The sequence below is a fragment of the Microcoleus sp. B13-B6 genome (genome assembly GCF_036705405.1).
Classification (GTDB): Bacteria; Cyanobacteriota; Cyanobacteriia; order Cyanobacteriales; family Microcoleaceae; genus Microcoleus.
In genome coordinates this window covers 41,695-62,530 of the sequence record NZ_JAUBUJ010000006.1, presented here as the reverse complement: position 1 = coordinate 62,530, position 20,836 = coordinate 41,695, and the positions used below count along the sequence as shown (strand labels likewise).

17 protein-coding genes and 2 CRISPR repeat arrays are annotated in these 20,836 nt (G+C 44.3%); of the genes, 2 read left to right on the top strand and 15 right to left on the bottom strand.

Features of this window, described 5'->3' with window-relative positions; genetic code table 11:
* The first annotated feature begins 14 nt into the window (after positions 1 to 14).
* Complete coding sequence (locus QUB35_RS04385) at positions 15 to 1,004, top strand: DUF4339 domain-containing protein (RefSeq protein WP_333139726.1); 990 nt, start codon at positions 15 to 17, stop codon at positions 1,002 to 1,004.
* Positions 1,005 to 1,492: 488 nt separating this feature from the next.
* Here QUB35_RS04385 and QUB35_RS04380 read toward each other — a convergent pair whose 3' ends face one another.
* The 13 genes from QUB35_RS04380 to QUB35_RS04320 form a co-directional block, all read right to left on the bottom strand.
* Positions 1,493 to 3,037: a leucine-rich repeat domain-containing protein gene (locus QUB35_RS04380; protein WP_333139724.1), complete on the bottom strand. Its 1,545-nt coding sequence runs from the start codon at positions 3,035 to 3,037 to the stop codon at positions 1,493 to 1,495.
* A 596-nt stretch (positions 3,038 to 3,633) separates the two neighbouring features.
* Complete coding sequence (locus QUB35_RS04375; RefSeq protein WP_333054839.1) at positions 3,634 to 3,990, bottom strand: hypothetical protein; 357 nt, start codon at positions 3,988 to 3,990, stop codon at positions 3,634 to 3,636.
* A gap of 160 nt (positions 3,991 to 4,150) precedes the next feature.
* A complete protein-coding gene (locus tag QUB35_RS39070; RefSeq protein WP_445252109.1) occupies positions 4,151 to 4,447 on the bottom strand; it encodes a DUF2511 domain-containing protein in 297 nt (98 codons plus the stop codon).
* Between the two features lie 256 nt (positions 4,448 to 4,703).
* Positions 4,704 to 4,916: a hypothetical protein gene (locus QUB35_RS04365; protein WP_333054840.1), complete on the bottom strand. Its 213-nt coding sequence runs from the start codon at positions 4,914 to 4,916 to the stop codon at positions 4,704 to 4,706.
* A gap of 306 nt (positions 4,917 to 5,222) precedes the next feature.
* Positions 5,223 to 7,520: a CRISPR direct-repeat array (repeat unit 36 nt; unit sequence GTTTCCATTCAATTAGTTTCCCCAACGAGTGGGGAG).
* A gap of 187 nt (positions 7,521 to 7,707) precedes the next feature.
* Positions 7,708 to 7,989 carry a CRISPR-associated endonuclease Cas2 gene (gene cas2, locus QUB35_RS04360; protein ID WP_333054841.1) on the bottom strand — a complete coding sequence of 94 codons (282 nt, stop codon included), beginning with the start codon at positions 7,987 to 7,989 and terminating at the stop codon, positions 7,708 to 7,710.
* Between the two features lie 3 nt (positions 7,990 to 7,992).
* Entirely contained in the window at positions 7,993 to 8,985 is a 993-nt protein-coding gene (gene cas1, locus QUB35_RS04355; RefSeq protein ID WP_333139720.1) for a CRISPR-associated endonuclease Cas1, read from the bottom strand.
* A 41-nt stretch (positions 8,986 to 9,026) separates the two neighbouring features.
* On the bottom strand, positions 9,027 to 9,308 hold the full coding sequence (csx18, locus tag QUB35_RS04350; RefSeq protein WP_333139718.1) for a CRISPR-associated protein Csx18: 282 nt from the start codon (positions 9,306 to 9,308) through the stop codon (positions 9,027 to 9,029).
* Between the two features lie 104 nt (positions 9,309 to 9,412).
* Positions 9,413 to 11,005, bottom strand: a complete 1,593-nt coding sequence (locus tag QUB35_RS04345) for a hypothetical protein (protein ID WP_333139716.1) — start codon at positions 11,003 to 11,005, stop codon at positions 9,413 to 9,415.
* Positions 11,005 to 12,750, bottom strand: coding sequence for an RAMP superfamily protein (locus QUB35_RS04340; protein WP_333139714.1), 1,746 nt, complete (start codon positions 12,748 to 12,750; stop codon positions 11,005 to 11,007). Before QUB35_RS04340 ends, QUB35_RS04345 begins: the two co-directional genes overlap by 1 nt.
* Positions 12,747 to 13,172, bottom strand: a complete 426-nt coding sequence (locus QUB35_RS04335) for a hypothetical protein (RefSeq protein ID WP_333139712.1) — start codon at positions 13,170 to 13,172, stop codon at positions 12,747 to 12,749. Before QUB35_RS04335 ends, QUB35_RS04340 begins: the two co-directional genes overlap by 4 nt.
* Positions 13,172 to 13,999 carry an RAMP superfamily CRISPR-associated protein gene (locus QUB35_RS04330; protein ID WP_333139710.1) on the bottom strand — a complete coding sequence of 276 codons (828 nt, stop codon included), beginning with the start codon at positions 13,997 to 13,999 and terminating at the stop codon, positions 13,172 to 13,174. Before QUB35_RS04330 ends, QUB35_RS04335 begins: the two co-directional genes overlap by 1 nt.
* The gene (locus QUB35_RS04325) at positions 13,975 to 15,117 is read right to left on the bottom strand and encodes a type III-B CRISPR module-associated Cmr3 family protein (RefSeq protein WP_333139708.1); all 1,143 of its coding nucleotides are present in this window, start codon (positions 15,115 to 15,117) and stop codon (positions 13,975 to 13,977) included. The genes QUB35_RS04330 and QUB35_RS04325 overlap by 25 nt, the downstream gene beginning before the upstream one ends.
* On the bottom strand, positions 15,093 to 16,829 hold the full coding sequence (locus QUB35_RS04320; protein ID WP_333139707.1) for a Cas10/Cmr2 second palm domain-containing protein: 1,737 nt from the start codon (positions 16,827 to 16,829) through the stop codon (positions 15,093 to 15,095). Before QUB35_RS04320 ends, QUB35_RS04325 begins: the two co-directional genes overlap by 25 nt.
* Positions 16,830 to 17,070: 241 nt before the next feature.
* Between QUB35_RS04320 and QUB35_RS04315 the strand changes: the two genes are divergently transcribed.
* Positions 17,071 to 18,249, top strand: coding sequence for a WYL domain-containing protein (locus tag QUB35_RS04315; RefSeq protein WP_333139705.1), 1,179 nt, complete (start codon positions 17,071 to 17,073; stop codon positions 18,247 to 18,249).
* A gap of 503 nt (positions 18,250 to 18,752) precedes the next feature.
* Positions 18,753 to 19,179: direct repeats of the CRISPR family, unit length 36 nt; unit sequence GTCCCCACTCGCTGGGGAAACTAATTGAATGGAAAC.
* A gap of 835 nt (positions 19,180 to 20,014) precedes the next feature.
* On the opposite strand, the gene QUB35_RS04310 is transcribed toward QUB35_RS04315, so the two are convergent.
* On the bottom strand, positions 20,015 to 20,413 hold the full coding sequence (locus tag QUB35_RS04310) for a hypothetical protein (RefSeq protein WP_333139703.1): 399 nt from the start codon (positions 20,411 to 20,413) through the stop codon (positions 20,015 to 20,017).
* 133 nt (positions 20,414 to 20,546) lie between these two features.
* Positions 20,547 to 20,702 carry a hypothetical protein gene (locus QUB35_RS04305; RefSeq protein ID WP_333139701.1) on the bottom strand — a complete coding sequence of 52 codons (156 nt, stop codon included), beginning with the start codon at positions 20,700 to 20,702 and terminating at the stop codon, positions 20,547 to 20,549.
* Between the last annotated feature and the right edge of the window lie 134 nt (positions 20,703 to 20,836).

The following is a 20,836-nucleotide window of genomic DNA, read 5'->3' as shown; positions in this document are numbered from 1 at the left end:
AAAACTGCAAACTCATGAAAATTCCATCATGGCCCGCGTGGTTTCCTCATCCTATCTCATGTTTGAGGACGATCGCACTAACCGTAACCTATGGCAGTACCTCAAATTTTTTAGCGAAGTTAATACCAATATCAGGCATTGTTTTTTGGTTGTTTGCAAGTTGGGCGGTTTCAGCAGCGTGGATGACTGTTTACCATCACTGTCTTACAGGAATTTCCTTTTGGGCAGCGCCTCGGTATCCTCAATCTTTTCTGGGTCATCAAGAGTTACACCGAAAAAATGCCACTACCCAGCCTGTTAAGGCATGGAACAAACCAAACTGGGACTCTTTGAGAGAGGGAGTCAACGCCCTCATCGCTTCTCTAGTAGCAACAATAATTACTCTAACTTGCCTGGTTTGGCTTTTTTATGCGGCAGCTCCAGAGGGAATTGAAGAAGGTCAAATACACAATGCTGTAACTTATCAAGTGTTAAATACGGTCGCAGCGCTTATCAGTGCTGGTATGACTGGTGCAAAATTCAACCAACCGATAACCGAGGTATTGTCTGAACAAGGCTTTGAACCGCTGGTAAATGCTTGGTTTATTGTATTTTGGCTGTGGGTTGCTTCGGTGCTTCTACTTTATCAGTACGATCTGTGGGCCCGTCAGCGAAAAGCTGCCAAGCAAGAAAGGCGATCACAAAATTCCACTGCACCTGCAGCAAAGCAAAAAAAGCGATCGCCTGTTGCCAAAAACTTACCCGCTCCAAATCCCATAGAACAAGGGCTCAACCAACTGAGCGCCGATGCTGGAGCAACTCGGATGCGACCTGTGAGGCCAGCAGCCCCCGAAGTTGCTGACTGGTACGTATTTCGATCTGGTAAAGCCGAAGGGCCCTATACCGCATTGCAACTCTGGGAAATTCAGAAAATTACAGCTCGCACGAAAGTTAGGCGAGGAAAGGGTGACTGGCAACGCGCTGGTGAAGTTTCAGAGCTGACCAAATATCTTACAAAACAATAGAGATAGCTTGATTTCTGAGTACAACAAATTAGAAATTGGAAAGCATCCTGAGTGAAGGAGTTTCGATCGCACTTTTGCCAGAAGCGCAACCCGTGCCAGCACTCAGCGCCTAATTCTACAATTTCTGCCGTGACAGGGAAAGTGCCACTATTTCCCGTCTAAACAAGGTTTTGAGTGCTTTTACGCTTTGTTCTAATTGTCCGGCGATCCTAGTCGGTGTTGTTCTAATCCCTACCAAAAAAAGCGATCGGTGCAGGGTGAGGTAATTGAGTTTGTAGGGGGAGGTTAGGCGGGAAAACCCTTATGTCCTGATGGCTATAAGGGTTTCAAATTATAGATGAAGAAATTGATTTTCCTCAGCTATTTGCAATGATCGCAGATTCTATCACCCTTGAGACACCTTAGAGAGTCTGCACTTAACCTACCTTCATACCAATATATTTTGGAAGACTTCCCAACTTAGTTATCTAAATTAGGGCAAATCGTGCCTACTCTTTTTCCCACGCTTCGTTGAACCCTTCTAGACTTTCCATAAGGTAAGGGTGAGTACCTTCCTCCTTTCCCCAGTTAAACTGATTCTCAAGTGACTTTGGGGAAATAATTTTCTGCTGGCTGCTACAGGAATCCTGTGTACTCAATGATACAAGTTTAATTGGCTCTAGGATTTGAGTAATTAGATTGTTATCGAAATCAGCCTCGATCAGATTGGACAGTTGGCTGAGTGCCTTTGGGATTTCAGTTATCTGATTGTTATTGAGGTAAAGCTTTCTCAGATTGGACAGTTGCCCTATTGCCTCTGGGATTTTGGTTATCTGATTTTCACTAAGGTCAAGCCATCTCAGATTCGACAAATGCGCGAAACCCCCTGGGATTTTAGTTATCTGATTCTCATTGAGGTAAAGCTGTGTCAGATTCGATAGTTGTCCGAGCTCCTCTGGGATGGAGCCAATCTCATTCTTACTGAGGCTAAGCACTATCAGATTGGACAGTTGCCCGAGTTCCGCTGGAATGGACGTAATCTGATTCTTACGGAAGTAAAGATGTGTCAGATTCAACAGTTGCCCGATGGTTTCTGGGATAGAGGTAATCTGATTGTTGCGGAGGTCAAGCAGTGTCAGATTGGACAGTTGCCCGATGGTTTCTGGGATGGAGGTAATCTGATTGTCACGGAGGTCAAGCACTGTCAGATTGGACAGTTGCCCTATAGTCTCTGGGATAGAGGTAATTTGATTGCTGTCGAGGTAAAGGAGTGTCAGATTGGACAATTGCCCTATCTTCTCAGAGATGGAGGTAATCTGATTGTTATACAGGTAAAGCCCTGTCAGATTCGTCAGTTGCCCAACCGCTTCTGGGATGGAGGTAATCTGGTTGTTACCGAGGCAAAGCCGTGTCAGATTGGACAGTTGCCCTATAGTCTCTGGGATGGAGGTAATCTTATTGCTACTGAGGTAAAGCTTTGTCAGATTGGATAGTTGCCCAACAGCCTCTGAGATTTTTATTATCTGATTCCAACTAAGGTCAAGCCCTGTCAGATGGGAGAGGTGCCTGATTGCCTCTGGGATTTCGGTAATTTGATTGATATGGAGGTCAAGCAGTGTCAGATGTGACAGTTGCCCGATCGTCTCTGGGATGGAGGTAATTTGATTTTTATTGAGGTAAAGCTTTCTCAGATTGGATAGTTCCCCGAGTGTCTCTGGAATTTTAGTTATCTTATTGTCACCGAGGTAAAGCTTGGTCAAATTGGACAGTTGCCCGATCTCTTCTGGAATTTTAGTTATCTTATTGTTACCAAGGTGAAGCTTGGTCAGATTCAACAGTTGCCCGATCTCTTCTGGGATTTCAGTTATCTCATGGTCACTGAGCTTAAGAATTTTTAAGTTGGTTAATTTAAGAACAGCATCAGGAAACTTAGTTATCCGATATGTCCTTGCTCCAAACTTGTCTGCCTGGTGGTATCCCGACAAATTCAGTTCCGTCAAATTATTCTGGGCTACCATGTCAATTCGTCGCATTGTTTCCTTGCATTCCGTCATATCTTTTGTCTCTCGGTAGAATTCTTTTTATTGTGACAATAATTTTTGTTTGATGAAGAAAGCCAGCAAAAATTAGGAGACGGCAGTATCCTGAGCGAGTCATACCAGGTTCAAGCCCTAGACTGGGAAAATTGAGTATCCCCGCCTATCCGTTTATTGAAATCGTGGCTTCCCTTATCTCTCGCAACCTATGCCGTCCTTATCTCTATCAAATCCATGTGGGTCTGGCTGTAGTACGCGAAAGCGTTTCTGGGAAATGTCGCCACAATTTAAATCAGGTGGCGCTGGCGGAATGCACACATCGGGATAAATCGGGTCGCCACTATTTTGTGGACTAAAGGCACGTTTTTGCTGGCGATGGAGTCTATAAATCAAGAAAAATCAGCCTAAACCAAGAAAATCAACCTCAACCAAGAAAATCACAATAAGTAAGGAAAGTCAGCCTAAAATACGGTTTATCTACTGGCAAACCAAGGATAAACTATGGATGATTGAGCTACCGCATCCAGTCGATCGCCCCTGGTTGTCTCTTCAGTTTTTAAGCAGGGAAGGGACAGGCTAGCATTGATATTGTTAGTGGCTGTGTCCCGCAACTATTAGCGGGGTACCCGCCTAAATTGTTCCGGGCACAATTGAAGACCTTCTTTAAGCAAGATATTGTCGGCAACAAATCTAGAATCTGCTGTAGAATCAGAGTTTCTGATAGCAGGTTTTACAATGCGAAGAATTGGGTAAAGTTTTTTGTTGCCGATAAGATTATGTGGTTTGCCATCAGGAGAAATAAAGAAAACCCACCGCTCCAAGGGTGAAATTCTACAAACTAGAGTGCCACTTTTTACAGTAAGGGGCCAGTCCGTACCGAATTCTTTTTCGGAAACAGGTCGCCCGTTCCTTTGCTCACACCCTGCCGTCAACAGTAACAAGCCTATTGCCACACACTTTTTCCAACTCATTTGATTTGTCTCCCTGTTCCTCTTGCTTTTTCTAAGTCTGGCATTATCTACCAAAATTTTTATTACTCAATCTTTGCTCCATATAGGTTGATTTTGAGCGCCCAAATTGTAGAGTTTTGGCGCTTGTTTATTGATGCACTATTGCTGGCAGGCAAAAATTCTATTGCGGGCAAAGTCTTCGCCCGTCATCTATCAGCACTCCAAGATACCTCTTTGAGCGTGTATTTACAGGATCTGGCAAGGTAATTGGATCAATCGAGGGATAGCCCGCAGTTATGGCGAAACCGTTGACGGCATATTGGTTTCCGTCAGGCGCAGTAAAAATGACAGCCTGGTCTACGCAAGATAATGTGCCGTTCGTCACGGTAAGTGGCCACGTTTTTCCATACGTTTGTTGGTTAACAGCTATGCTTGTCTCTTCCGCACAACCTGTCGCTAGCAACAGAGCCAGTGTCATGCACTTCTTCCAACTCATAGGCTTGTGTCCCAATTCCTTGCTTTTCTTAAGTCTGGCATAAGGTAGTTTGGATGAGTTAGGATATGCGTTCATGGGTAACAGCGTCGGTGGGGACGCTAATAAGGATATTGAAATTGCTGCTCGATCGGCTCAAAATTAGACTGGCAAAACTAGGTCAGAGACAGAAGACGGGGCAACACTCGACAACCCGCTTAAACTCTGCAAATTGCACCTCGCCGATAACCGCGTAAGAAATTTAAGTTAATGGCTCTATCTCCTCTAGCTGTAGGAAATATACGCGACCGGATTCATCACCTGCTACAATTGCTACTCCATTGGACGCAACGGTGTAGCAAAATAAGGCTGAAAGTAGCGATCGTCTCCCCACTTCTAAATCCCAGACTTTTAGGGTGTTGTCGTAATGCCGCAGAAATAGCTCTTTGCCCGTCGCCGGTAATTGCGATCGCATTGATGTAGGTAGTATGACCCGTCAGGTTAGTTCACGTTCTGTACCCGTTGTCAAATCCCACAACTTTAGTGTGTTATTCACCGTAGTGCAGTCTAAAAAAGTGTACGGTACGTCCAAGCTGACCCCGACCCTGCTACCTCATCTACTTCATAAATCTGTTGTACTCCTTGGGTTCTGTAACCACCAACCCTTCAGATTTTCCTGAGCTAGTTGCATCGATCGCAAACTCTTTAGCCTCATCGTTTAACTGCCGTCAATGAGTGAAAACAGAAAAACCCGGAATGCCATCAAATAGGCTATCCGGGCTTTTTCATTCAATTAGTTTCCCCAACGAGTGGGGAGAGTGAAGAGTGTAAACCTCTACACTGAGCTAGTAGATATCTCTAAGAGTTTCCATTCAATTAGTTTCCCCAACGAGTGGGGAGACGAGAAAAGTGGAATGCAGCGACTAATCTCTTTTCTTTGGTTTCCATTCAATTAGTTTCCCCAACGAGTGGGGAGGCAGAGTGGAAGGCAATTAAAAAGTTTGGCGCGATCGCGTTTCCATTCAATTAGTTTCCCCAACGAGTGGGGAGTGATTGAGGATGAGTGTGAAGCTGCCCATGCTAACAAGTTAGGTTTCCATTCAATTAGTTTCCCCAACGAGTGGGGAGTTTGTATCTACCACAACCATTATGGAGCCTACTGAAGTGAAAGAGTTTCCATTCAATTAGTTTCCCCAACGAGTGGGGAGCCTGCATTACGTATTACATATGGGAGGCACCAATGGTAATGTTTCCATTCAATTAGTTTCCCCAACGAGTGGGGAGAATGGCTAGAGTACCAACTAGAGAAAGAGGACTATAACTGTTTCCATTCAATTAGTTTCCCCAACGAGTGGGGAGTTTTAAAAAATTGAGCATTTCGGATTCCTCAGAGTTTTGGGTGGGTTTCCATTCAATTAGTTTCCCCAACGAGTGGGGAGGAGAATTTTGTAATTGACTGCACCGATATGTCTTGGGTGTTTCCATTCAATTAGTTTCCCCAACGAGTGGGGAGACTGCAAACACTCAAGCTCTTAAGAAATTCGGACTTGAGAGGTTTCCATTCAATTAGTTTCCCCAACGAGTGGGGAGCCCTGGATATTGCCTCCCGTGAGCAAGAGCATAAGCGCCTCCGTGGTAAGTTTCCATTCAATTAGTTTCCCCAACGAGTGGGGAGAGCTATTACTATCTTACTACCCTGAGGATTATCTGGTTTCCATTCAATTAGTTTCCCCAACGAGTGGGGAGCGTGAGGAACTCTTGGTAAGAGATATCATGGCTGCTGAGTTTCCATTCAATTAGTTTCCCCAACGAGTGGGGAGAACCCGTGCGGAAGTTTCGACGTGATTGGCGGCCTAATGTTTCCATTCAATTAGTTTCCCCAACGAGTGGGGAGGAGCAATATCACGATCGCCGGAAAAATCCAGAGAATTATCGTTTCCATTCAATTAGTTTCCCCAACGAGTGGGGAGACTGGCAACCCATCATCAACTTGTATCGACAAGTTGTTTCCATTCAATTAGTTTCCCCAACGAGTGGGGAGGCAGGCAGTGGAAATTTCCCCACGTCAGGGGCAAATGGGTTTCCATTCAATTAGTTTCCCCAACGAGTGGGGAGGTATCCCGGTTGACGTGATTTCTAGTCAGTCGATAGATCGCTTGTTTCCATTCAATTAGTTTCCCCAACGAGTGGGGAGAGTCAAGGTTTATATAGTAAAAAAGAGATAGCTAAACTAGAGTTTCCATTCAATTAGTTTCCCCAACGAGTGGGGAGTTTTCTACATCATAGCTGTCTTTTTCGCTATTATAGTTTCCATTCAATTAGTTTCCCCAACGAGTGGGGAGGTCAGTTAGGTGCGGAAGGTGCAATAATAGTCACAATTAAAGTTTCCATTCAATTAGTTTCCCCAACGAGTGGGGAGAAGGATTTGAATTTGGTACAAAAGTATCTTATGCCGTTTCCATTCAATTAGTTTCCCCAACGAGTGGGGAGCAAAAGTTTTCAGAAGCTCATAGTTTCAGAGTAGCAACGTTTCCATTCAATTAGTTTCCCCAACGAGTGGGGAGAACTGACTTTAGAACCGGTGAACCACTATTCAAGACATGGGTTTCCATTCAATTAGTTTCCCCAACGAGTGGGGAGTGCGCTTCAGTCAGTGAAGCTTGGGACAGGATTGAGTTTCCATTCAATTAGTTTCCCCAACGAGTGGGGAGTTACTTACAATTTAAGGTCACACTTCGGAGTCAATAAGGTTTCCATTCAATTAGTTTCCCCAACGAGTGGGGAGTAATTTCCCGTCATTCCTAAACATCTCAGATAGTTTCCATTCAATTAGTTTCCCCAACGAGTGGGGAGCTCCGCATCCCCAAAACTGTTCCAAATAGTAGGAAGTAATGTTTCCATTCAATTAGTTTCCCCAACGAGTGGGGAGTTCACTAACTACTAGACAAGATACTGCAACTCAACTCCCGTTTCCATTCAATTAGTTTCCCCAACGAGTGGGGAGATTTAAAGAAGACTACATATTTCTAGTTAGATGGATTGAGTTTCCATTCAATTAGTTTCCCCAACGAGTGGGGAGGCCTCTACATTAAACCTCATACAGCGCAAGATGTCCAGAGGCCATTTGCGAGGACTCCCAAAAATCTCTGTACAAACACCCTCCCAACCTATGTTACTAATACCTGAAACCCTTACAGAGCAGTATATCGAAGGCTCCGACGAACTTCCGTCATCACAGCCATTTCTTTCAGCCCTCGCGAGTGATATTAGATAATCACCGACCCAGGCAATTCAGTGACAGGCGGGCCCACCCCCCAAGTCTGAACATTGCCCAAAGTATGCCCCGACACAGGATAGAACCTAATACTGTCCTCATCTAAATTGATTAACTTTCGGAGTCGCCGCTGGAGTTCTGCAAACTTCGCAGTGGGTAGCACACACTCAAAAGTAGAATATTGCACCCACTTGCCATAACCTTTGAGCAAATCATGCACCTTTTGCCTCCGCTTATCAACCGGAATATCGTAGACAACGATATAAAGCAGCATACTTTATCGAATTTGATAAGGTTGATAAAGCTCAAGAGGATTGTACACAAACTGCTTGAAAGCTTTCACCTGCTGGTTAAGCAAATCCCATTTAGGTTGGCTGTCCCCAGAATTATTAGTAAAACCCTCTTCCATCCGTCGCAAAAATGCTGTCAAAAATTTCTGTCGCCCAGAATCATTCAGAAAACAGCCACTATTGCGGAAAACAAAATCTTCGCCAGCTTTCATCATGCCGTTATTGACAAGATAAAAAACCAAAGTATCAATAATTGGTGCCCGAAATTCCTCAATCAAATCTGAAGCCAAAGCTGCATGGCGTTCCGTTCCTTGGTGCAAACAAGCCGAATAAGGGTCTAAACCTTGCAATTCGATCAAACTCAATAAATGATTCCAGAGAACTTGATAGCCAAAACTGAGCATCGCATTAACGGGATTACCCGGAGGGCGGCGCGACCTGCCGACAAACACAAAATCAGGATTGCTCAAACACTCTTCAAAAGCCGAAAAATACTGAGCAGCCCCCGCACCTTCCATCCCCATCAACTTCTCAATAGTTTCAGCCTCCCCAGCTTTTTTGATTAAATGTTCCAAACAGTCGATCGCAAAAGCAATGACATCAGAAGGTTGTCGGCGCTGCTGCCGCATCAGGATCACGCGGCTGTTTTTCAGCTTAGCTTGCACGATGCGTCTGGCTACTTGCAAACGTTCTGCAAAACACAACTGTTGCTGGTAGCGAGAAAGTTGGCGATAACCGCGCTCGATCGGAAGAATCCGCCCGTAACAGTAACCCATGCGGGAAAGATAGGCAATGGGAATACTCCGCCACAGACAAGTCCTAATTGCTTGAGTTGTGACTTGAGATTGACCAAAAATCAGCAGTTGTTCGAGGAGAGGAAGCTGAATTTCACCGAGTACAGATTCGCCTTTTTTGATGACCAGCATTTCTTGGTGCAAAGAAACGTAACAACCCGGTTGAGAAACGTAGACGGTACGCATAAGCAATAAACCCGCCGCTGCAAAATTGTTGGTTATCTGTCTTATTTTTGGGAATCGCCACGGCGCGGGCTAATTTGCGACGACGATTCTGGGGTAGATTCTAAGGAAATTTGGATTTCTGGGGCGCGAGAGGGTTGGAGATAGCGAACGATTTGGTCGGCGATTGTCGATGCAAAAAAAGTGGCTACTGTGACAAGAAATGTGTTAGAAATTACGGCAGCTAATCCCAGGGGGGCGATGAGGAGAATGATGAGAGTGATAGTGCCGTTGACGGCGGCGAGGGAGAAGTTACGGATTGTGGAGGCGCGAGATGTGATGTACATATTTTTATGGGTTGAATATGGATGGTAAAGTTTTGTTGTAGATAGTGGTTGAGGCCCCGGCGGATCTGTGCAGTTGTGGCAGATTTATTGGCGGGCGATCGCTTTTAGGTTTGGAGGTTGTTAGGGGCGATCGCATTTACTAATTCCTGATGTACTTTGAACATGAGGCTAGCTTCTTCTAAAGACTCAAGCGTGTTTGGTATATCTTTCTCAGCAATGAAGTTGAGACAACCTAGAACTATTTCAATCCACTCATCTTTATTGGCAACATCCCAAGCATCATATATTTCTTGCTCTTGTAAACCTTCCAACCGATGAAAAAGATTATTGCGTTCTTGAAAAATATCTTTACCTTGGTAATGTTGATCAAGGGGGTTGCAGAAAAGAGCAATATTTCGGTTACTTTGCCAATTGGTATTAGTCTCTCGCAGTAATGAAAATAAACACTTACCGTAAAGACCAATCTCTTGTTTGTATTTTCCTGTTTTTCCCTTTTCAAACCAGGATTTCATATTATTTATGTTGTCACAGATTGAAAGATTAAGTTGAAGCCCTTTTTTCGGATCTCGTCGAATATGCTTCTGATACATTCTCTCAGCCCACAAGCCCGCTGAACCTTCTACAGCGCGGAAACTATGAAACATCGCATCGACAGGACTGCCTTGTTCTAAACGAACCCAAGCCAAATAAGCAGATTCAAAGCCTAGTCTCCACCAAGGAAAACTTGCTTTAAGTAACAAATTACGATCGTTAACTATTTTTTTAAACTTCTGAAATTCAGCAAAATTCCACTGTTCTCCTGCATCGAGCAGATGTTTTATACGTTTTTCTTCAGGGTTACTGGGAATTGTTTTAGTCAATCCTAAAATATCCCGAACACCTGCATAGTCATGGCGTTTTAAAAGTGCTTGAGCCTCCTGCATTTGGATAGCTCCGAGATAAGTAGAACGGGGAATTTTATTGGTTTCTTGATTATATTCATTGCTAACTAAAAACTCGACATTGTTTCTAAACCGTGCCAAGGTGACAAACTGTACAGCCGATGAAATTGCTGGAGTTCCTGCTTGATGGCTAACATATACCGTCTCAATTTCTTCATTTTTGATTTCTTTGCCATCAAACTCGATCGCCCGTAGGTTTCCACGCACCAAATCGAGAACGTAATTCCAATCATCTAATCCTTTATCGTTAGATGTCGGAGACAAGAAAATCGGTTTGTAATGTGCCTGTGGAAATTTATCCTGAAAATACCTCTGCAAAATTGGCTCCAACTTACAAGTATCTTGCCAGTAAGCAGATTTCGGTTTCCGTCTGGTATTTTTATCTTTGAAAAACTCAGATTGATCTGTTAGTAGAATAGCGATCGCATCTGGATAAAATGTTGTGAAGTTTTCCACAAAGTTATTTAGTAGGGGAAAAGTTAAGTACGACCAAATTTCCTCTTGTACTTGCAAAGAACTTGACTCATAAACCGTTCCCAAGACTCTGGCCTCAACCCGGTAAGATTCATCACTCTCCTTATAAGATTGCTTAGGCTCAAAAAGTAAATCGTGACACTCTTCTTTAATCGCCTCATCATACCATTCAGACCATACCTTATGACTTCTTTGCTTCTCTGTTCTGCCCTTTTCACGATTTTTTTTATCGCTCTCAAGTTGCACATCACTGCTACCGATCGTGACTATCCAAATATTCATTATTGCTCCTCTCCCCAAAGTAGTTTAAATCCATCAGGTTTAGCATTCAGAAAATCTAAAAAATCATTTGACTCTGGTGAACCATCTGGAAAGAGCGTGATCAGTTCCAAATAGCGAGGAGTTGGTTTAATAATCGGCTTTCGCGGATTGTCAGGATTATTTTTAACAAGAATCAAAGGGTAAAGTCGATGCCAGATAAGACTAATTTGCCCAATTTTTCCTGTTACAGATGATTGATAAATTGAGCCTTCTAGCTGAATGCCTTGTATTTTTTGTTGGTAGGATTTGTGGAACCACCGCACGGCGGCACTTTCATCAGTATCGTCTGCAATTCGACCCCAAACCTGAACATTACTTGGATGCCAAGCTTCTCGCCAATCTTGTGCCCATTCAGTTTGTCGTATCGGCTTGTTTTGAGATTGTATCCACTCTCTAGCTATTTGTCGGACTATCTCTAAAAATTCACCTACCTTCTCTAATCGGCTAACCTGCAGATTTCGTGATTGTGTAATCTCTCCTAACCATTGCCAGTGACAACCAATCAATGCTTTGTAGTTATTTTCGTAATATTCTTCAAAAAATTTGCGGTGATCAACTCGTCGCCATGATTTACCAAATCCTCCCATAACCATTGCAAACTGCATTAACTTGCTAACCAACTTTTTCAGAAGAGCTTCTTGTTGAGGGTCAGATAATGGTTTAGCTAAAAACCAAATTAGTTCTCCCTCTACTTCGTAGGCAGGTTGAGCATACTTCCCAGAGCCAAAAGATTTTACCTCTAATTTAGAAGCATGAAATTGGAACCCTAGCAACCCGACAGTTGCTTCTTTTTGCTGGATACCTCCAAACAAGTTCTGTACTAATTCTTCGGCGGTTTCAGTATCTGTTATACCACCAAAAATCCTTAAGGCATGACCGCGCAGTGCAGCTCGGAAAATGTTAGGGCGAAACTCCCCCGTACCATCAATCAGTTTAGCAGCTTGTCCTTGTCCTTTGAGTTTTGCCCGATAAACAATCGGGTGAGAAGTTTTGGTAATTTGTCCATAGCCTGTAGAGACTTTTGAACCTAATCCGGCCGCGATGGCTGCTTCCCAAATTTGCCAAATTTGCTGCCACCGATCGGATGATAGCGGTTGAGAACAGGAGATAGCAAATCTTAGGGTCGGCTGGTAAAGAGAAACTTGAGCATATGCACTCTCACCTCTTGGTTTCTCATCAGTATCACGAGTCATAACTTGCCAACCCTGTTGAGGATGAACTAAGTCTAGTAACCCTTGTGTCCAATCATTAGTAGGATAAGCGCCCTGAAACCGCAAAATCCCTGGTGTAATTTCAGACTCATCGCCACAATAATTATTACAGGTTCCTAGCGGTATATCACCTGCTTTTTCCGCTTGTTCGCAAGCTTGGCGAAACGCTCCTTTCATACTGCTACCAGGATAAAATGGAATCCCTGAAGCACCGATTACAGGACGAAGCATTCCATCATCTTGCCCGCCATTGCAGACAAACCGCCAAGAGATTTGGTAAGATTTTGCTCCGTATGTCTCAGTCTGTACGTCTTGTGCATCTTCCGTAGAAATAAACTCAGCTTTGTCAGTCCATTCATCTGCCCACCTTTCAACATCTTGTTGTTCGCCAGCCCTTTTCTTGTCAGGGTCAAGATATTGCAGTTGCGATCGCCCCTGCACCTGTGCCCGAAACATCATGGGGATCTTTTTGTGTGCATTAGGAATCACTTTCATTGACGACCCTCCCGAACTTTATAGCGTTGTGTCCACCACACCAAACAATCGCATAATTGAGTCAAGACGGCGATCGCCACTCGCTGATCTTCCACAGGCAGTGCCCAAAGACGTTCAGACATAGCCTGAATTTCTTTAGTCGGAATTTTGCCCTTACTGTCAGGATGTAAAGGCTCGTTGGGAATTGTCATCCCTCCCTTGTCCATGATTGTTTCTAGAGCATCCCAGGTTTCTTTCCAGAAAATAGATTTGTTTTCTTCTTTACCTTTAAGTCTCAAGTGTTCGCCCCAAAAGCGCTCTAACCCATAAGCTACAGCCATTCGCATATTATGAGACTGATTGAGGGATTTTGGATCGCGCTCCCGTGCGTGGAGAACTAACTTTTGAGCAGCGCGATCGAGTTCGTAAGATTTCCAACCCATTACTGATAATCTCCTGAAAGTGATACAAGACAACGACCAAAACCAATTGATTCCAAACCACCGAAATATAACTCTGATGAATTCTCCTTTTCGCCAAAGGGTTTCCAATCGCTTTGCTTCAACGCGATCGGAAATACTAAAATACTTCCTTCTGGCAAAGCTTCAGTATTGAAAAAAGCACCACCATCAACTTTTTTCTCGTTGGGTTTTTCTTTCGATCCCAATTTGACACGACTTTGCCGATAGAGTGCCATATCGTGCAGCATGGCAATATCGTTATCGTGAACCACGACTAACTTATTAGCATCTAAATCTGTGTCCGTGGGAATCCAAGCTGATAAGTCCTCCTCATGCTCAAATTCAAGAAACCCTAAATTAAAAAAGAGAATTTTGCCTCGGTCTTCCATCTGCCGACCCTGTAAACCTTTCTGTGCTGTGTAAGGTTCAGGAATATCTGCTGTCACGCCTGCAATGCGTTTAAACCGTTTCAACAGTAGAGGGCAACTTACCCAAACTACAGGCTGACCAGGACAGAACACGGGGAACCAAACCAGTGAAGCATATTCAAACTTTACAAGTGCTTCGGTTGTCCCGCCATCAGAACGACCATCAACGGCTTCATGTCCATACCATAGTTGTTCTTCGCCCGGTTCCCTATCTCTTAAGTCTGCGCGAAACCGTCCCCGAATAGAACTGCCTGGAATAATCCCTGTTTGCGTAAACTGATCGCGAAAAATCAGGTTGAGATTGCCAGTTTCTTCCCCTGCGGTTGCGCCCACATGGACAGGTGCAAGGGTTTCAATTACTCCGTAAGCTTTGCGGTACATTGCGGTAATCCTTGAATATCAATGGGTAAACACAAACCACACCCCAAATGTTTGAGGGGAAATCCTTCTTTTGGGAACCACTCGTCTGGGAAATCCCACCAAGTAAGTTCGAGGGGATGTTTGAAAACATAAACGCTTCCTGCGGGAACGGCGTAGCGTCCCCGGCTGAGTCGCCCGGTTTTCTTGGCATCGTAGCGATCGCCCTCACCTTCTGTTTCTTCCTCTTTCTGGGAATGACCGATGCGATAGCGGTAGGGCACTGGTTTATCGGTCAACATTTTGAGTCCTTGCCGAGGGAAACTGGGATGATTAGGGTAACGGTATGATAATTTGTTCGACCCCCAGACTCCAGGTGCTATCAGAGCAAAGGCTTGTTGAATCTTATTCTTAGGGTTAAGTAATCGATTGATTTTGTGTTTTTCTGAGAGAAAGTGACTTTCAATTTCCACCAGATGTCCTTCACCGCCCAATCGATACCACCCACTAGGTATTTCATAGTTAGAGAGATATACTAAGCAGTAATCTTCAGGAATCTGCACGGCGCTTTCTAAGAAAAGTCCGTTCTTTTCGACAACGTGACGCTCTTGGGTCTTGATTTTGGGATGCAGAAACGAGACAAATTCCCACGGTGCTTTGGCGATCGCTTTTCTTTCTCGCAGTTCTTCTGCGGGTAAATTCCAGGCATCAATCGACTGCCAACTATATTCTGGTTTCAAATCTTTGTTCTGGCGCTCCCATTGATGCTGACCCAGACACCATTTATCCTCATCTCCTTGAACAATGCCTGATTCATTAGATTTCTTTTTCACAAAAACCCATTCATCATGCTCATCAGCAATTACTTGATGCCAAGGAATTGGCACGTAGAATTGTTTAGGCGTATCCTGTTTTGCCCAAAAAGGGCCTGAAATTACGAGCTTATCTCTAAGCTCTTGGTGAGAAGCAAACTTCTGTTCGCGATTGGCATTCAAAAACAGTCCAGCGATCGCGGCGCTATCCGGTGGAAACTTACTACCCGATCGCCCGACTAGATTCTCTGGAGACAGAAAAGCTCCTGCACTGCCATACATGAATCCCAAGGGAGAAACCGCAATTAAATATTGGAATTCTTTCGACATAACTGCCATCCCACTTGAACAAGGTCATCGATCCAATTCACGATCGCAGAGTTAGAGTTATCCCCTGCCAAATCGCTCCATTTCCTTTCTTGCTTAAACTTCTCTCCCGCGTTATCGAAATATAAATTGAATATGACAAGAGCTAGTTCCTTGTTTATAGAAAGCTCTTCTATTTCTTGAAGCCGAATAGCATGACGTGCTTTTAGTTGTGCCCAATCATTGTAAAGGTGAGTCCAATTGGGTTCTTCCCCCCAAGTTTTACCATCCCGATCGCGATAATTCCTCAACACATGAAGATAATTCCAAGGACAAGTCCACTGCACAAATTGACCGCTGTTAAAAACTACTCGCATTGTAAGCCGATCGCGCCCTAAACTTTTTGCCCGTTTTTCAGCCTCCCGACAGTGCTGTAAAATATCTCGCTGTGGAACCTGATGCCCCGCCCAAACAAAACCTACACTATAGGTAAAATTCCGAGCCAGATTAAATTCCTGCTTAATTTGGGTTTGATGCTCTTTCCAGTGGTCTTCTAGCGTTAACAGCCAATTTAAGGCCTCTATCGGTTTCACTTTCTCAGGGTTTTCTTGTGTATCAGTTTTCTCACTGTAAAGCACTCCGAGAAAGTCATCACCACCAGCATAGATAACACGCCCTTTACCTTTAGGAAACAGATGTCTGTTATCCTGAAAATCTTTCCCCCACTGCCTCATTAACTCAGTGAAGCGGTTGAGGTCATGTTCTTGCTTATTTTCATCACTTTCAGGGCGTGTGGCAAGTTCTTTAAGCTTATCTCCAACTTGATCGCCATCTCCCATAAACCAGCCTGTCCAGTATCCAGCTTCACGGTGAATATCTTTGAACTCTGGGTCATCTGGTTGTTTTTTGAGTTTCTGCATCCCGATAGCATCAGCTATTTTGTCGTAGGTGACTAAACGCTTGACCAATTCGGGAATACTCAGACGTTCGTTGACAGCAATATATTTGCCAATACCATCAGGCTTAGATTTTTCATAGTCTCTCAACTTTTCCAGCGATAGACTTGGTTTCCCAACCCTGTAATCTGGGTCGTCTAGCAGCCAAGACAATCGGCGATAAAAAAGTTCTTGTGACTCCTGTTCCTGTTTTGTGAGCGTTCGCCCTGGTTCTTTTGACTCTTTACCTAGTTCATGCCATGCGATCGCATCCGTCCCCGTCAAACTTGAACTCTCACCAATCCAGTTGATAGCTGTCCAATCTCGTTTTAGTTTGCGAGTCTCCAAGTCATCCATTGCCTTTTTGATGGCTTCTCTTTCAGATTCACCGTATCCCCAAAAAATTTCCCAGGTATAGCTTCCCCATCGTTCCCACTCTCCTTTTTGCCTGCCTTTTTTATCTTCGGTTTGTGACCAGTAATATTGGTCTTTTGGGATGTCAAGATTGTTTTCTATCCACTCGCGGCAAACCTTTAAGATTTCTTGCCATTCTTTTAAGAGAGTGTTTTGGACATCATTGCGCTCAAATTTTCCCTTAATGAGAATTCGGTTTGGCATTCCTTCTGGCATATTAGGCAATCCAGGAGAAATCACCTTAAGTCCTAAAGGATCTGCTTTCTGTACGAGCTTAGAACTTAAAAAAGATAAAATCAGTGAGGCCCCATACAAATCTCGGAGTTTGCGGGATTTCTCGATAAAGCCTTGAACGGGGGCAAAGGCGATCGCAGTGTATGCAGACATAAATTCAATTTTAAGGCGGGCAATCCCCACCTGAATGCTGCTGGTAGTGTCCCCAGTCGCTAACTGCTTAAGTTCTACTCAACTCAATATACCAGTCGAGCCAGCTTCGAGTCTCGCAATTTACAATATTTATCAAATCTCTTGAAAAATCTACAGCTCTCTAAATAACGGCTTTGAGGTTTTTCTATATTTTTGTGTCAATATTGTCTTTTCCTTGACTTTTACACGCCTTACCCCCATCATGGCAAAAAAACCAACTCCTCACTCCTATGCCGACAAACTAACGTTCGATCGCATCATGCTCCTCATCGCCACATTGGTAAACCATCCGGGCATCGGACACTCTGACACCGAAACCTCCGACACTAAATATCACGATGCCCTCCTAGAAGTTCAATCTCAATTACAGAAAGTTGCCGCCATCGCCACCAGCATTGATTTTCCAGAAAACTATCCTGCAATTCCTACGATTCGCAAAGATTTAGAAACTCTGCGCCACTACGGAATCCTTGACAAACGAATGTATCGCTTCGGATATTATCTCGGCACTGGTGCAATGAATCGCGACGAACTACTATTCGCATTTCAAGCCATAGCATCTCAAGCCAAATATCAAGGAAATCCTCAAGCCCGCCAAATTTGTGAAAAACTCACTAAACGGTTGCGCGGATTAGATATCGAGCTCAAAGGTAAATTGTTCTATCCCGTTCGCGAACAACTAAATCGTGCGATTATTTACACCGACCCTGTAGAAATGCTCGATCGCCAAGAATATCGCAATACCCTATTTCACAAACTAGACATCGTAGAAACAGCAATTGTCCGGGGTCAGGCGATCGAACTTCACCGCCAAAGCGATCCTTACGGTAAAGGCAAGATTGGTTTCCACCGCATCTGGCCCCTGCAACTGATTTATCACGATATCGCCTGGTACCTGATTTGCGAAAATTACGACAACGGACACTTGAAGGTAGTACGGGTCAATCGCTTTACCGATTACTGCGAAATTATTGATTTACAAGGACGTGGCTTAGCTTTACAAGGACAACGTTTGAAAATAGCTCAAAAGTTGTTAAAAAACGGCTGGGGGTTGTTCTTAGGCAATCCAGAGGAACAGCAGGCTGAATTGCAGGGTACGCTGAAGTTAGAAAAAGTGAGGGTGCGGTTTTTTGAGGAAGTGGTGGGATTTATCTTAGAGGGCGATCGGCGGCATCCGCGACAAAAGATTAGAGAAGGCCCGAAGAATAGTTTTGGCAAAGTCGCTTATGTGGATTATCAGATCGACTTGCCCGATCGCTCCCTCAACGAATTCAGTCTGTGGGTGAACAGATATATGGATAGCGCCCAAGTGCTTTCCCCGCTGAGTTTGGTAGAAAAACACCGACAAGCAGCGAGAGATTTAGTCGATCGATACAGCTAACGGGACTTAAACAACAAATTCTTGCTAAGAATGCTCTAATCCGGTGTAGGTAACACTGTCAGGTCAACAAACAGGGGAAGTTGCCAGACAATACACCGATGAAATCAGCAAAACTGATAGCTCAGCAGTCTAAGTAACGACACATTTATATTCCAGCAATGGGCTACGGTTGGCTGATATGTTTCTTGTTGCGGCTAGACGATCGTACCAGTTAATCAGACCTAGAGCCGACATAGGATGCCATTTCAGGATGCCTCCATCTACCAGCTAAAGTCTTAGACCGGAAAACACTATTGAGTTTAGGAGACTAATCTAGCCAATATCGACGCACCTCGCTTGGTCTGTGTAACCCTTATGATTTGGTTGAGGTGCGTCGATGCTTTGCAGGGATTGGGTTTGAGGCTTATCGTTCGATGCTTTTTCTCATTTACCTATGCTATATTTTAGCGGTGCGTCGATTTGACGGCTGAATCCCGCTCAGGGTATGGTCTGTGCGACGAACTCTCCCCACTCGCTGGGGAAACTAATTGAATGGAAACAAAACATCCTCAGATTTTGGGGTTCGCACAACTTCGATACTGCTGAGGCTCCCCACTCGCTGGGGAAACTAATTGAATGGAAACCTCATCGCTTTGTTCTCTAGTGAAAGACCTGCGAAGTAAGTAAGTCCCCACTCGCTGGGGAAACTAATTGAATGGAAACATTTAATCCAGCGTTCGTAATATCCGCAGAATCCTAGTCCCCACTCGCTGGGGAAACTAATTGAATGGAAACGTTATCAATACTTTGTTGTTACACAATCCTGCTTGTGAAACAAAAAGCGTCCCCACTCGCTGGGGAAACTAATTGAATGGAAACATCGCTCCTGCCTGAAAATACTGCATTGCTATCCTGGTCCCCACTCGCTGGGGAAACTAATTGAATGGAAACGCTAAAACAAAATTAGTAGAAGTCTTCTATTAATGCGACAGTTTAAGGGCAACCATAAATAGCTCTTGACAAAAGACTAGATTTCTAATAGTCTAATTTTGGGGGACGCCTCTACCGCATAGAGTGAACGTCCTTAAGGCATCGTCCTATCCCCCAGCCGAAGGGTTACGGCACTGTCTAGCAAGTTAACTTGTCACTTGCTAGAAATACATAGCTAAGACAAAGTGTGTCGAAGTCTTCTATTAATGCGGAATCGAAGGAGGCTTCGACTTCACACGACACCGCAAACAGAAATCAAAAATCAGAGCCTTCTGTAGTGCCAAAAGCTCTAAGTTTTCAACATCGAGAAAACTTCAAAGACAAACTTTTACAACTCAAATTTCTGCAATTAATCCGAATTGTGAAGAATTAACAAGCACAAAAAAAGCCCCATACTTGGGGCAAAATTTAACTATTTTCAGTCGTTGGGTGGCGGGTTTATTATATTGTTGGTGAAACTCTCCTACGAGAATTGGGGCAGACACGATCGCTTATTATGGAGTCACCAAAACCAAATCGTCCGCTGTTTTGACAATCTCAGAATTCTGCAAACCTAAATCTTTTAAACCTGGTTGAATAGAAACAACCGATCGCAGCTACGGAAGTTAACGCTAAATACTCCCCAGTCGTTGGGCAAGCTAATTAAAGGGAAACGGGCGATCGTCAAAGTTCAAGAGATACCAGGTTTTCATTGGAAGCTCCCCACTTGTTGGGAAAACTTCTGTTTCTTAACCCAGTCAATTCCTCCGAGCGATCGCCACTCCGAGTACAGCGATCGCACAATATCCAGAGAACCCTACCCCTCAACCTCCTTAAGCCCATCTTCTAGTAACATCCGCACTATATCCACTTTCTTGCGCCCCGTCCTAGCCGCCAACATCGACAGTTTGCGGTGCAGAGATTCGGACATATCAACGGTAAACCTGACCGTGGCTTCTTTGTCGGGTGCTTGGAGTCGGTGAGTCAGGCTGTTTTCCTTTAATTGAACGGCGATGAATTCTAGTGCGGATGCTTCGGGTGATGGTTGGGTTGGTGCTGGCAATACAGCTTCCACTGTTTCGGGTGTTTGCGATGCTGTTGATGTTGGTGCTTGCGATACAACTTCGGGTGCTGTTGGTGCGGGTGTAGTTTCCCGATCGCCGAAGACAAACTCTTCCATCGCGCTGCCGAGCGGTTTGCGTTTCTTGGTACTCATTATTTCAACACTCCCATGATTTCCTTAAACAGTCGGCTGTACTCTTTGCCAGAATATGAGGCTGGTTGACCGCCCAAATCCCACACAGTAGCTGCTTGACCCGAAGAATCAGCAATCACTTGTTTTTGGTGAATCACCGATTTGAGTACGGCTTGATGGTGGGTGTAAGTTTTCCCAACAACTCCATTGCTTCGGTTTTGAGCTTCGTTCCTTTCACTGCCCGACTCAAAAACATCACTGCTTGGGGCGGGCCTTGTCTTACTGATTGAGCTTGTTTGATGAGTCTCACGGCATCGGTGGCTGATTGTACGTCGATATCGACTGCATGGGCATCACGGCTAAAAAGAGTTTTGGCGGGGCGATCGGCTGCTCAACCGATCTCGCTAAAAATCTTCAATGGGTTCTATAGTTTGAGGTATCTCC

Coding starts and splice junctions, on each gene's coding strand:
- QUB35_RS04385 (WP_333139726.1), top strand. CDS start 15: ATGAAAATTCCATCATGGCCCGCGTGGTTTCCTCATCCTATCTCATGT.
- QUB35_RS04380 (WP_333139724.1), bottom strand. CDS start 3,037: ATGACGGAATGCAAGGAAACAATGCGACGAATTGACATGGTAGCCCAG.
- QUB35_RS04375 (WP_333054839.1), bottom strand. CDS start 3,990: ATGAGTTGGAAAAAGTGTGTGGCAATAGGCTTGTTACTGTTGACGGCA.
- QUB35_RS39070 (WP_445252109.1), bottom strand. CDS start 4,447: ATGACACTGGCTCTGTTGCTAGCGACAGGTTGTGCGGAAGAGACAAGC.
- QUB35_RS04365 (WP_333054840.1), bottom strand. CDS start 4,916: ATGCGATCGCAATTACCGGCGACGGGCAAAGAGCTATTTCTGCGGCAT.
- cas2 (WP_333054841.1), bottom strand. CDS start 7,989: ATGCTGCTTTATATCGTTGTCTACGATATTCCGGTTGATAAGCGGAGG.
- cas1 (WP_333139720.1), bottom strand. CDS start 8,985: ATGCGTACCGTCTACGTTTCTCAACCGGGTTGTTACGTTTCTTTGCAC.
- csx18 (WP_333139718.1), bottom strand. CDS start 9,308: ATGTACATCACATCTCGCGCCTCCACAATCCGTAACTTCTCCCTCGCC.
- QUB35_RS04345 (WP_333139716.1), bottom strand. CDS start 11,005: ATGAATATTTGGATAGTCACGATCGGTAGCAGTGATGTGCAACTTGAG.
- QUB35_RS04340 (WP_333139714.1), bottom strand. CDS start 12,750: ATGAAAGTGATTCCTAATGCACACAAAAAGATCCCCATGATGTTTCGG.
- QUB35_RS04335 (WP_333139712.1), bottom strand. CDS start 13,172: ATGGGTTGGAAATCTTACGAACTCGATCGCGCTGCTCAAAAGTTAGTT.
- QUB35_RS04330 (WP_333139710.1), bottom strand. CDS start 13,999: ATGTACCGCAAAGCTTACGGAGTAATTGAAACCCTTGCACCTGTCCAT.
- QUB35_RS04325 (WP_333139708.1), bottom strand. CDS start 15,117: ATGTCGAAAGAATTCCAATATTTAATTGCGGTTTCTCCCTTGGGATTC.
- QUB35_RS04320 (WP_333139707.1), bottom strand. CDS start 16,829: ATGTCTGCATACACTGCGATCGCCTTTGCCCCCGTTCAAGGCTTTATC.
- QUB35_RS04315 (WP_333139705.1), top strand. CDS start 17,071: ATGGCAAAAAAACCAACTCCTCACTCCTATGCCGACAAACTAACGTTC.
- QUB35_RS04310 (WP_333139703.1), bottom strand. CDS start 20,413: ATGAGTACCAAGAAACGCAAACCGCTCGGCAGCGCGATGGAAGAGTTT.